14 protein-coding genes are annotated in these 12,668 nt (G+C 32.0%); all 14 read right to left on the bottom strand.

The genetic code is table 11. The annotated features are described in order from the left end of the window. The coding region (locus ACWIUX_RS07660; protein WP_448590140.1) for an SMC-Scp complex subunit ScpB at positions 1-170 on the bottom strand (170 nt) is incomplete at its 3' end. Beyond that, the gene (locus tag ACWIUX_RS07655) at positions 157-690 is read right to left on the bottom strand and encodes a hypothetical protein (protein ID WP_448590139.1); all 534 of its coding nucleotides are present in this window, start codon (positions 688-690) and stop codon (positions 157-159) included. The genes ACWIUX_RS07660 and ACWIUX_RS07655, both read right to left, overlap by 14 nt. A gap of 44 nt (positions 691-734) precedes the next feature. Next, positions 735-1,724, bottom strand: coding sequence for a tryptophan--tRNA ligase (gene trpS, locus ACWIUX_RS07650; RefSeq protein ID WP_448590138.1), 990 nt, complete (start codon positions 1,722-1,724; stop codon positions 735-737). Between the two features lie 24 nt (positions 1,725-1,748). Beyond that, a complete protein-coding gene (locus ACWIUX_RS07645) occupies positions 1,749-2,198 on the bottom strand; it encodes an HDIG domain-containing metalloprotein (protein WP_448590137.1) in 450 nt (149 codons plus the stop codon). Between the two features lie 2 nt (positions 2,199-2,200). Beyond that, complete coding sequence (locus tag ACWIUX_RS07640; RefSeq protein ID WP_448590136.1) at positions 2,201-2,800, bottom strand: site-2 protease family protein; 600 nt, start codon at positions 2,798-2,800, stop codon at positions 2,201-2,203. A gap of 8 nt (positions 2,801-2,808) precedes the next feature. Then, positions 2,809-5,412 carry a CBS domain-containing protein gene (locus tag ACWIUX_RS07635; RefSeq protein WP_448590135.1) on the bottom strand — a complete coding sequence of 868 codons (2,604 nt, stop codon included), beginning with the start codon at positions 5,410-5,412 and terminating at the stop codon, positions 2,809-2,811. Then, positions 5,409-6,686, bottom strand: a complete 1,278-nt coding sequence (locus ACWIUX_RS07630) for a thymidine phosphorylase (RefSeq protein ID WP_448590134.1) — start codon at positions 6,684-6,686, stop codon at positions 5,409-5,411. Before ACWIUX_RS07630 ends, ACWIUX_RS07635 begins: the two co-directional genes overlap by 4 nt. Beyond that, positions 6,673-7,653: a hypothetical protein gene (locus ACWIUX_RS07625; protein WP_448590133.1), complete on the bottom strand. Its 981-nt coding sequence runs from the start codon at positions 7,651-7,653 to the stop codon at positions 6,673-6,675. Before ACWIUX_RS07625 ends, ACWIUX_RS07630 begins: the two co-directional genes overlap by 14 nt. Further along, positions 7,598-8,407 (bottom strand): GTP-sensing pleiotropic transcriptional regulator CodY, encoded by an 810-nt coding sequence (locus ACWIUX_RS07620; protein ID WP_448590132.1) that lies wholly within the window; start codon positions 8,405-8,407, stop codon positions 7,598-7,600. Before ACWIUX_RS07620 ends, ACWIUX_RS07625 begins: the two co-directional genes overlap by 56 nt. Before the next feature lie 90 nt (positions 8,408-8,497). After that, positions 8,498-9,253, bottom strand: a complete 756-nt coding sequence (gene surE / locus ACWIUX_RS07615; protein ID WP_448590131.1) for a 5'/3'-nucleotidase SurE — start codon at positions 9,251-9,253, stop codon at positions 8,498-8,500. After that, positions 9,247-10,110 (bottom strand): GTPase Era, encoded by an 864-nt coding sequence (gene era, locus ACWIUX_RS07610; RefSeq protein ID WP_448590130.1) that lies wholly within the window; start codon positions 10,108-10,110, stop codon positions 9,247-9,249. The genes surE and era overlap by 7 nt, the downstream gene beginning before the upstream one ends. Continuing rightward, positions 10,111-11,475, bottom strand: a complete 1,365-nt coding sequence (locus tag ACWIUX_RS07605; protein WP_448590129.1) for a DUF711 family protein — start codon at positions 11,473-11,475, stop codon at positions 10,111-10,113. A 3-nt stretch (positions 11,476-11,478) separates the two neighbouring features. Further along, positions 11,479-11,757, bottom strand: coding sequence for an ACT domain-containing protein (locus ACWIUX_RS07600; protein WP_448590128.1), 279 nt, complete (start codon positions 11,755-11,757; stop codon positions 11,479-11,481). Beyond that, on the bottom strand, positions 11,757-12,668 hold a 912-nt coding region (speE, locus tag ACWIUX_RS07595), incomplete at its 5' end, for a polyamine aminopropyltransferase (RefSeq protein ID WP_448590127.1). The genes ACWIUX_RS07600 and speE, both read right to left, overlap by 1 nt.

Below are 12,668 nucleotides of genomic sequence, written 5' to 3'. Positions count from 1 at the left end.
GAATTACAGTATATCTTAAAACTTCTTTCCTTATAATCATCATTTAACTGTGCTATTAAATTTTTAACTTCATTCGGTTCTATTTCCAATAATTTCGAGATATTTTCTACTTTAGTAGGTTTTATATTCAAAAAAATTATAGCTTCAATAATTTTCTTATAATCTTTCATCTTTAAAAATAATAAAATTATTCTTCTGTTTCAAGTCTATAATATTATTTCTATAAAGTTCAAGAAACGCTAAAAAAAACCCTACCCTCTCTTCAAATCTCAATAAAAATAAATCAAATTGATTAAACCCCTTAAAAATTAAAGCCTTCACTTCATCAATAAAACAACTTAAAGGAATATATTTTTTTATATTATACTTTCTAGCACTATTTTTTTCTATTCTATCTATGAATTTTATCATAATTTTCTTTAGAACTTCAGGTTTGTAAGAGATTCCATCATTTTTATATTTCCTTTGGAGTGGTAAATTAGCCCTTAATGATAAAAACCAGTCTGACACCCAATTCCAACTGTTATTATTACTAGTATTAATTTTTACTAAGTCTCGCCCTGATTTATCGTTTTTAAGAAATACATTATCCAATCCCTCAAAAATGAATTTGATTTCACTGATTATTTGATATGGATTTTCAAAATTTTTCTCTTCTACAATTCCTCTTATTCTTTCTATCTGATACAATAGGTCATCTAAATATGAAATATTGATATGATCTATTAACATTTTTATATTGGGTAATTTAATTTCATAGCGTCGTAAACTTCTCTTATTGTGCTTCTGCAATAATCAGATGCGTTTTTAGATCCTGTTTTTAAAATATCCCAAAGGATATCTTTATTCAATAAATAAAAATTCCTTTGATTTCTAATTGGTTCTATTAGATCGTTTATCTTTTTTGCAAGCTGTTTTTTACAATCTACACAACCTATCTGAGCTTTTTCGCATCTTTCCCTCACTTCTGTAAGTTCAGATTTAAACAAAATTCCATAATAAGAAAATACATTACAAACATCAGGATGTCCGGGATCTGTTCTTTTAATTCTCTCAGGATCAGTAATCATTGAAGTGACCTTTTCATTTACACTTTTTTCATCATCTTTCAGATATATCGCATTATTGTAAGATTTACTCATCTTTCTACCATCTACCCCTAATAACTTTGGGAACTCAGCTAGCAGTGCTTCAGGTTCTGGAAATATTTCTTTATAATAAAAGTTGAACCTTCTTGCAATTTCCCTCGTCATTTCAAGATGGGGAATCTGATCTATACCAACGGGAACCTTTTTAGACTTGTAAATTAATATATCTGCTGCCATAAGTACTGGATATCCAAGATGTCCATATGTAAGCTGATCTTCAATACCAAGCTCCCTTGCCTGTTCTTTTACCGTAGGATTCCTTTCAAGCCACGAAACAGGAGTTAGCATAGAAAGCACCATATGTAAGTGAATATGTTCTGGAACTAAAGATTGTAAAATAATGGTAGACTTTTTCGGATCTATTCCACAAGCCAACCATTCTGCAAGCATCTCCTCAATATAAGCCTTTAAATCAGCTGAATTTTGCCATTTTGTAGTCAAGGCATGCCAATCAACTATGCCAAAAAAGCATTTATATTGTTCCTGCAGAACTTTCCAATTTTCTAAAACCCCTAAATAATGTCCTATGTGCAAACTCCCTGTAGGTCTCATTCCACTAAAAATCGTTTCTCTCAAAATAAAACCTCCTCTTTATCCTTTTTATCCTTCTAACTTTTTTAAAAACATTACATCTGCCGATTTAGTATGATGTCTTCTTACAATATCTACTATCTCATCAGAAAAACCTTCTGACTTTAATATATCTGATCCTAGCAAAGCATGATCGAAGTAAACTTTATCATTTTTGAAAAAGGTAAACCTCAAAGATCTTAAAATTCTTTTAATTAGCGATGGCCTTTCAAACCTTTTACCAATGTCATGAAAAATTATAACTCTTTTCTGCACATAAATTAATTTATCATCATCAGTATCAGGTTTATAATCCCTTAACAAGAGAAAAGAATGAATCCTATCTTCCCTTGGCATAGAAAAGAATAAATCTCTTTCTTTCTTATTCAATTCACTTAACAGGATACCATAAGATGGCTCTTTGAACGAATAAAGAACTGTATAAAAAAATCTTCTAATATCAAGAAGAAACTTTTTCAAACTTATGCAAAAACCATTAAATTAAATATAAATTGTACAATCGGTATTAAAATTTTTGCTCCACCAAGCAGAAGGAATATTATAAGAACAAATTGACCATAATATTCATACATTTCAATCGTTCGCCTTATTTCGTATGGGAAAAATTTTCTAAAAACTGTATAACCATCTAGAGGTGGAATAGGTATCAAATTAAAAACTCCTAAACTAATATTTAAAAAAATAAGCAATTGAAAAAAGGCCACAAGAGGATCATATACCGAAATAAACTGATAAAAACCAATTAAAATCCGTGCAGCAATTAAAGCCAGACCAAAGTTAGCTAAAGAACCAGCCAGAGCAGTCATTTCCATTGCACCCTTTTTTCTCGATAAAATATTATAATTAACAGGAACAGGCTTAGCCCAACCAAATCTTATAAGTAAAAGCGCTATAAAGCCCAATGGATCTATATGAGCTACAGGATTAAGTGTCAACCTACCATTTATTTTTGGAGTGTAATCACCATATTTGTATGCTACATAAGCGTGCGCAAATTCATGTATAGTTAGAGCTATTATTACTGCAGGTATAGCTAAAATTATCCCAACAATATCAAACATAAATCACCTCAACCCTTTTTATTTATGAAATCATTAACGAAATTAACTTCATCCTCATATGTGCTAATATGACCAAGAAATCTTTCTTTCTTTAAATTTTTTAGTATTTCTCCAATTAGAGCCGGTTTAATATCACCCCTATTTGAAAGCTCTTCTCCTTTAGTTATTGGTTTGAAAATATCTTTATTCTTTTCAAACCATGAAATATAATCACTTAATGGCTTTTCTTCCAAAATTTTTAAAAAGCAAAAAATTTCATTAGGAATTTGTTCTAATGCTTCAAATAGCTCAAAATCTTTCATAATATTCATACTCTTTCTTCTTGAAAATTTAATTAAAAAATTCTTAATTTTTTCGATATATAGAACTTCTTTTTTAGTAAACCTCCATTTTCTTCTAAAAAATCTGTCTTCAGATTTAAGTATATTATATATTATTGGTAAAATGCATAAAAACCACCATTCTTTCAAATTACATCCATAACCTTCAGTTTTAAGACATAAAAAATATTCTTTCAATTTAGCTAAGTTAAAACTAAAGAGAATTTTAGGATGAATTAATTTAAAAACGTTTAATTCTTTCATTCGCATTATGATTAACTCTGGAGAACAATCTAGCGAAAACAATAATTTTAATTCTTCTTTTAAAACGTCAAAAGATATTACGTTAAATAGTTTTAATTCCATAGCATTTTTAATAAGTTCTTCATCCGCCTTATCGATTTTAAATCCAAGTTGAAATTCGAATCTAATTGCTCTTATAACTCTAGTCGGATCTTCCACATAGCTAAGTGGATGTAAGACTCTAATTCTTTTTATTTTTAAATCTTCATATCCCCCGAAGAAGTCAATCATTTTACCATAAGAATCACCATTTAGAGAAACAGCAAGGGTATTAATAGAGAAATCTCTCCTATATAAATCATTGTGTAGATCTGAGTATTCAACTAATGGTTTTGCAGCTGGAAAATTGTAAAATTCTGTTCTTGCAGAAGCAAAATCAAGTTTTATATCTTTATCCTTAATAGTTGCAGTTTTAAATTTTTCATAAGAAAAAAATTTTCCATTAATATATTTATTAACTTCTTCTGCAAGTTTTGTAGCATCCCCTTCGACCACTATATCCATATCGTTAGAACGAATATTCAACAATAAATCCCTTACACATCCTCCAACTAAAAAAGATTTTAAAGAAAGTTTATCAGAAACATCAGAAATAATCTTTAAACAATCCTTTACCTTCTGATCTAATCTTGTATTTAAATCCAAGATAACCCTTTTAGTTGAAAATTCTTTAGTCTTTTTTACATTTAAGCCATGCCAAACTCTTAAAATATCTGTCCTTGTTATTAATCCAATTAATTTACCTTTATCATTAACCACAGGAAGTCTTCCTATTTCCTTTTCAATCATTAGCTTCTGTGCTTCATCAAGAGAAGCATCCTGGTTTATTGTTATTACATTTCTTGACATTATCCTTTGTACTTCAATCTGTCCCAATTTATGTTGTGTAGCCTTATCTATATCTTTTCTTGAAAGAACTCCTACTATCTCATCTCCCTTTAAAATTGGAACACCAGAATGGCCATATCTTAATAAGATCTTTCTAGCTTCTTCAACAGAAGTCTCAGGAGAAAGTACCCTTACAGGAGAAGTCATTACATCTTTAACTCTTACCTTTGGCTTACATTCCTTTTGAATAGCGATGCGCAGTTTTTCTAAAAATTCGACAAATGATTCTTTGAGCCTAAAGGTAGCAGCTGCTGCCTCGTTGTGTCCGCCGCCACCAAATCTCTCTAAAACTTTTCTGACATTTAAATAATCTCCCAATCCTCTTGCTATTATATGGATTGTATCTTTAACTTTTAAAACTGCAAATACGTTCTCACATTCTATTAAATCTCTAAGTTTGTGAACTACAAGAGCTGCATCTTCAACTTCTGTATCTAATTCAGCATACGTTAAAACGTATTCAACACCATTATAAAATTCTTTTGAGCTATTATCCAAAAAGAATTCAAGCAATTGTCTTTGAGAAGGATTCATTCCTGATTCCAAAAATCTAGATACCACCATTAAATTTGCTCCATTTTGTATTAAATCAGCAACTGCATTTGCATCTCTATAAGTTGTAGAAGTATATAATAGTCTCCCTGTATCCTCATAAATGCCTAAGAGCATTAACGTAGCCTCTATCTCGGAATATTTAACCCCCATTTTTTTTATCTCTTCCCAAACCAAAGTTACAGTCGAACCCACACTAGTGTCAGGATATCTCATAATTTTAAAATTAGGGGGAAAATAACCTAAAGAGTGATGATCAAAAATATACACTTCAAGTTCCCTATCCTTCGGCAAAGAACCAAAAAAAGACCCAATTCGTTGTGGACTTGAGGTATCAGCAAAAACCAAAAAATCAATTTCTTCAAAAGAGATATCATCATACTTAACAAAAGGAAAAATATATTCATACAAGTGCAAAAAAGCTTCAACTTGAAATTCAACTCTTTCTGGCATTACAACCTTTGCATTAAAGATCTTTTGTAATATAAAAGCAGAAGCAATTCCATCAAAATCAGAATTGTTATGAGTGAAAATAAGTCCTTTTTTCATAAAATTCTTGAATCCAAAATCAACTTTCTTTTAGGACAAGCAACATCTTTAATATTTATCAAACTAATCAAATCAAAATCCTTTGAGCATAGATTTTCCCTTCCATAAACGTACGCAAGAACATCACCCTTCTCGACCTTATCCCCAATGGAAACCATAATAGACATTCCTCCATCTAAATTATCAGATAAATAATGTCCTAACCAGCCAATTTTTTTTACATTCATGCTTTGGACATAACCTGATTTGATTGATAAAATCTCAGTTTTTTCAAGCCCATCAAGAAGACGATCAGGTTTTTCAACATACTTTGGATCTCCACCCTGATTTTTTATCCATTCAATAGCTTTTGGAATCACTTTATCTTCATTAAATAAATTTTGATAAATTTTTGAAATTTTATCTTCATCAAACAAATTATGATAAGCTTTATAAGAATTAGCAAATATGTTATAAATAAGATTATCAAGAGAGGATGGCTTTCTGTTATGTAAAAAACTTAAAGCTTCCCACAACTCTAATCTATTTCCCACACATTTAGCTAATGGTTGATTCATATCTGAAATTATATAAGAGACCTTTTTATTAAATTTTTTCATAATAGCGCAAATATCCTCTGCAAATGCTTTAGAAGCGTTAAAATCTGAAAACAATGAACCTTCTCCGGATTTGATATCAAAAATAATAAAATTGGATCCAACAGCTAACTTTTTGCTTGCTATACTGCTCAGAATTAGCTGGCTTGATTCTACTGTAGAAGTATGATTTCTAATCCTATAAAAAATACCTTCAACAGGAGCAATCTCATCAGTTTGAGAAATAAGTCCTATACCAATTTTTTCAACCTGTTTGACGAAATCCGACATAGAAAGTTTTACATTATACCCAGGGATCAGCTCTATCTTTTCTATTGTGCCCCCAGTATATCCAAGTCTTCTTCCAGCCATCTTCGGAACAAGAAAACCATATGCAGAAAGAACTGGTAAAAGTGCTATAGTGGTTTTGTCGCCCACTCCCCCCGTACTATGCTTGTCCACGCTCATCGACCCCTTCCAGGACAACACATGTCCAGAATTCGCAAGTTCTTGGGTTAAGTATAATACTTCTTCATTGCTTAAACCATTTATAAAGCAAGCCATAAGAAAGGCTGAAATCTGCGAGTCATCAACTAATCTATCTTTTACTGATCTAACAAAAAAAGCAATATCATCTTTTGAAAGAGCCAATTTATCTCTTTTTGTAGAAATAATTTTTAAAATGTCATTGATTGGCATTTACGTTATTTCCGTTATTAGGCAAAAATCCCCATATATGAGAATCATCCTTTAGACTTGCGTAAAAAAGAGTATTTTTCGGAATCTCCACATCCCGACCAGGCACAAAAAACCCAGTTATTAAACCAACAGGTCCAAGTATTACTAATCCAGCAGCAGATACTCCAACTGTTAATGGCAAACTTTTATTTTTCTCAATAGCTTCTTTAGAAATAACCAGAGGCCTATTTATTCCATCTGCACAAGTAACAAATCTAAATTCCACTTGTAGTTTCCCATCACCACCAAGATAATGCTTCGCCCTTTCTGCTTCCACTACTCTTAATTCCCCGTAAGAACCCTTGGGTATGATTATTGCACCTTTCTCAGTCACAGTTTCATCAACAGCCAAGGGTATGATATCTCCTGCTACGCTATCTTTACTACTTATTGTTTTTAATATTCTAAATCTTATAAGTTTTCCAGCGTCAACAGAAACGTTAACCTGCTTTACATTACCACTTAATAAAGTTTTGTTTAATCTATCTAATCTATCAGTTAAACTATAAGAATCATAACTAGTGCCATAAACCTTCTTCTCCAATTTAGAAATCCTATCAAGAATAGGACCTGAACTTACTTCATTAGAGTAGGAATATTCAAGAGCATTCATATCTAACGCAATACCAGCTCTCTTATCCGTAGATTCAAAAACTGCATCGTAAATTCTGTTTACCCTATCATCCAGAGAGTCTGAGTAATCCCTTTGTCCCCAAATTGTATACTCCAAATTTGATACTCTATCAGTAAGAGAACCACTAGCAATAGAACCATATAAAGCGACTTCTATCTGGGTTATTTTATCTGGCATACTTGTGTTTTGCCCAAAAGCAAAATTTACATTAAAAATAAGTAAAACAAACGAAACTAAACTAAGAAAGCAAATTCTTTTTAAGTATTTCTCGAATATGAGTATGCTTAACCCCACTGTTCAGCTCCTCTCTAAGGAAATTATTTACCACTTTAATATAAGTACCTCTCATACCAAGCGAGTGGACATCTATAACTCCTGCGCTCTCAATCTTTTTAAGAGCGTTAACTATCACAGACCTTGTAATACCTGAATTTTTTGCAATTTTGCTTGTAACTAGAACACCTTCATTTTGATCGCCCAATTCAGACATAACCGATTCAACAGCTTCTCTTTCAGATAAAGAAAGCGAAGCAAGCGCAACTTGAACAGTTGTCCTTTTCCTTATTGCTTCCTCCCTTTCTTTGCTTGAAAGTCTAATTTTCTCCATTCCTATTACTGCAGAAGCATGTTCGAGAATAATAATATCCTCAGTAGAGAATTCCTTTACAAATCTCGAAGCAAGCAAAGTTCCCAATCTTTCGGTATGAGATATAACAGGTATCCAGGTATAAAATTTATTGCAATATACACACGATACTCCATTGAGAAAGATACAATCACTCCCCTTTTGTGGTTGATTTATTACTGGCTCAGAAGAAAGAAGCATTTTAGAATTTAGATACTCTGGTATTCTATTAGCTTTAATAATAAGCTCATCTCTTGCCTGACATTCAAAACCAGAAAGAATTGCATATCCAGATAAGCTTCCATTTTTACTAACTATATAAATAGAACTTTCAAGCATTTCAGATAAAAAGGCTGCAATAGTAAAAAAATCAATTGACTTTGAAGTATTTAGAAAATACCCAAATTTTCTAATCTTAAACAAAAGCTCTTCCAGGATATTCACCCCCTTTTTATTTTATTTTTCAAACTATTCTAAATATTTTAGTTAAATTGTATAACAATTTTAATTATTTTAAAAGATACCTAAGTTCTTTATTTTTTCTAATAAAGATATGTTAGTAAGGTCCCAATGAAGTGGAGTAATAGATACATACTTTCTTTTTATTGCATTTATGTCGGAATCGATATCTGAACTAGTTTCGTCTGGAACTCCATAAAGCCAATAATATTTCTCACCTTTCGGGTCTACTCTTGTTTCAATTAAATTTTTGTAATTCCTTAGCTGTAAACTAACAAGTTTAAACCCTTTTATTTCCTCTTCTAAACAGTCAGGTACATTTACATTAAATATTACGCCGGGCTCGAGAATCTTTTCAACTGAGCTTATAAATCTTGAAGTCAAATTTGCAGAAAGGGTGAAATCAATCTTCTTTTCGAAGCTAACGTTCGAAACAGCTATAGAAGGAATTCCCAAAAAGGCTCCTTCCATTGCGGCAGCCACAGTCCCAGAATAAAGAACATCTGTCCCAAGATTAGCCCCTCTGTTTATACCAGAGATTAACAGATCTGGTCTTTTTGATAAAAGGACATATACCCCCAACTTTACACAATCACTCGGTGTTCCATTGGTTTCCCAAGCTTTTTTTGCACCATATATCTCAACCTCTTTAGCTCTAAGGGGTTTGTGGAGAGTAAGTGAATGACTTGTAGCAGATCTCTCTCTATCTGGTGCAACTATATAAATTTCATGCTCTTTAGACAAAACTTTTGAAAGATCTCGGATACCATAAGAGTGAATACCATCATCATTTGTAAGTAAAATTACCACAAGCCAACCCTTCTTAAAAAAGAGTCTTTATTTCGCCAATTTTTCTCTATACTAACAAAAAGCTTCAACGTGCATTTTTTACCAAAAAATTTTTCAAGTTCTAATCTTGAAGCTATACCAATGTTTTTAATCATAGAACCCTTGTGACCAATTAAAATTGGTTTGTGAGATTCCTTTTCAACAATAATATTAGCCTCAATTAGAATGAAATCCTGTTTGTCAACAAATTTTTCAATTAATACAAACACACCATGAGGAACTTCTTGTCTTAGTAAATTAAGTATCTTTTCTCTAATTATCTCAGATGCAAACATCTCCTTTGACATATCAGTTTTCATCTCTTTTGGATACCACATGGGTCCTTCTTTCAAATCATGAATAATAGCATCTTTAAGTTCACCAATACCACTAAAATTTTTAGTAGAAGTATAAAAAATTCGATCGTAAAAGTTTTTTATAGATTCTTCTATTTTCAAGTCAGAAACATTAAACAAATCTATCTTATTTACAACCAAATATCTAGGTCTTTTATCTGATATCCTCTTTTGAATCTCAATATCAAATTCATCAAATGCCAATTTTGGGTTTATCACATGTAATATTATCTCAAAGGAATCAAGTGAATCAAAAGCTTTCTTATTCAACCTTTCATGAAGTAAATTTTTTGAACTATGGATGCCCGGAGAATCTACGTAAATTATCTGATATTCATCAGAACTCTCTACATAAGAAGTCCTAAACCTTGTAGTTTGTGGTTTATCAGAAACAATTCCAACCTTTTCTCCAACTAAACAATTAATTAGAGAGGTTTTACCTACGTTTGTTTTGCCAAGGAATATTACAAAACCGCTTTTCATTTAATTTCTCAACGATGTAATTGGTGCAGGAATCATGCCACCACGCTCAATAAGTTTTGATTTTTTGACATTTTTTACTGGCAAAATTGGGGAATAACCCAATAAACCTCCAAAATAAGCCATATCTCCTGCTTTCTTGTTTGGAACAGGAATAATCCTAACTCCCGTAGTCTTATTTGTAAAAACTCCTATAGAAAGCTCATCCAATATTATTGAAGACAATGTATCCACGCTAGTTGTACCAGGAACAGCAATCATATCAAGTCCCACAGAGCACACAGCAGTCATAGCTTCCAGCTTTTCTATACACAAAGAACCATTTTTAACAGCGCTAATCATTCCCAAATCCTCGCTAACAGGTATAAAAGCACCACTGAGACCTCCCACCCTAGAGGATGCCATAGTTCCACCCTTTTTAACTGCATCAGTTAAAAGAGCAAGGGCACCTGTAGTACCAGGATATCCCACGCATGGTACACCAATAGCCTCCAAGACTCCCGCAACACTATCGTTTTCTCTGGGAGTTGGCGCAAGAGATAGGTCCACCGAACCAAATCTGATACCTAAAATTTTTGCCGCCTTCCTCCCAACCAATTCTCCCAATCTCGTTATTTTAAAAGATGCCCTCTTTATATGATCAGCTAACTCTAAAATATCGCTATCCTTATTTCTTTCAATAACATTTTTAATTACACCTGGACCAGAAATACCAACGTTTATAGAATGATCAATCTCACCTATACCATGAAAGGCACCTGCCATAAATGGATTGTCGTTAACAGCATTTGCAAATACTACAAATTTTGCACAACCTACACCATCACTTTCTCGTGTTGCTATCGAAGTTTCCCTAAGCATGGTAGCAATTTCCTTGATTGATGAGACATTGATACCATATTTACTATTACCAGCTTCGCATGAAGAACAGATTCGCTCCGTAGATGACAAAATCTCTGGAAGAGCAGAGAAAAGAGCCCTATCCTGAGGTGACATCCCCTTTGTTATAAAGGCAGAAAAGCCACCCAAAAAGTCAATATTTATATCTTTCAAGGTTTGATCTAACTTTTTTGCAAACTCAACGTAAAATTTTGGTTCAAATCTTGGGAAGGCTACAGTAATTGGAGTTATGCTGATTCTTTTGTTTACAATGCTCACGCCTAATTCTTCTTCTATTTCCTTTGCGGCATCTATAAATCTTTTCCCCAGACCAGATAAAAAATCACACAGTTGATCAATAGATTTTGAATTTAACTTTGGATTTAACAAACTTATGCCCATGGTTAATGTTCTAATATCAAGCATTTGATCGTAGAGCATTTCAGATGTTTCTAAAATTTCATCAATACTCAAATTAGAATTTAACATTGTCTATACCCTGTGCATAGAATAAAACAAATCTTCATGATGCAAGTCTATTCTCACATTAATTTCTTTTGAAACAACCTCAAACTCTTTTCTTAAATCAGATATAGATATCTTTGACTTAGACATGTCCACTAACATAGTCATCGTAAAAATCTTTGTATCAAGAACCTTTTGAGTAACGTCTTCAATATTTATGTTGTTTTCAAATAAGACTTTTGAAATATTATAAACGATCCCCACTTTATCTTCACCAATAACTAATATCACTACTCTTTTTTTCATCAAATTGAGTTCCTTATTATCTTTTTAGGTAGTGGTGAAGAATCGCTTAAAATAATCGCCCTTTCTTTCAAGTGAGTTCTAAGATATTTTGGAAGAGAAAAACAATGCATATGGGTTTCTTTGTCATAAAACTTTGTTTCAATATTCCTACTGGTTAAAATTTTATCAATATTTTCAAAATCATCAAATGGGCTAAAATAATCTGATGCCCAAACAAAACCCCATGTCTCATCAAATGATTGAACATGAGCGCTGTAAGAATTTACAATTTTAAAAACTTCTTTAGCCGTGTGGTTTACCGCTATATGAGCATTGTCAAAGAACGGAGTAACTGAAGCAGCTTGATATACTAGAATTCCTTTCTCAGAAAGTTTATTCTTTAAAACAGCCATAAACTCCTTTGTAAAAAGAAATTTTGCAGGATTATCGTCCAGTGGATCTGTTAAGTCTACTATAATCACATCGTAATATTTATTTTTCTTAAGATTAAGCATAAAATTTTTTGCATCTTGGATAACGAGATTCGTTCTTGGATCTTCAAAAGAATCTCTACACCATTCATATAAATATTTTTTACTAATCTCAACTACAAGATCGTCTAGTTCAATCATATCAACCTTTATAACGCTAGGATGCTTTAATACCTCTCTTAAAGTAGCACCCTCACCACCACCCAGGATGGCTACTCTTTTTGGTTCTGGATGTATTACCATAGCAGGATGAACTAACGCTTCATGATAAACAAACTCATCAATTTGAGCACTTTGAACTTTGTCATCTAAAATCAAAATTTTACCATATATAGGACTTTTTACTATAAAAACCTTTTGAAATTTGGATCTACCACAAAATATCACATCGTCAATACATATTGTATGAAAATCATTCTTTACAATTCCATTTATAATAAA

Source organism: Thermodesulfobium sp., assembly GCF_053498235.1.
Note: the sequence above shows the minus strand (reverse complement) of the source record. Positions and strands in the feature narration are given on the sequence as shown.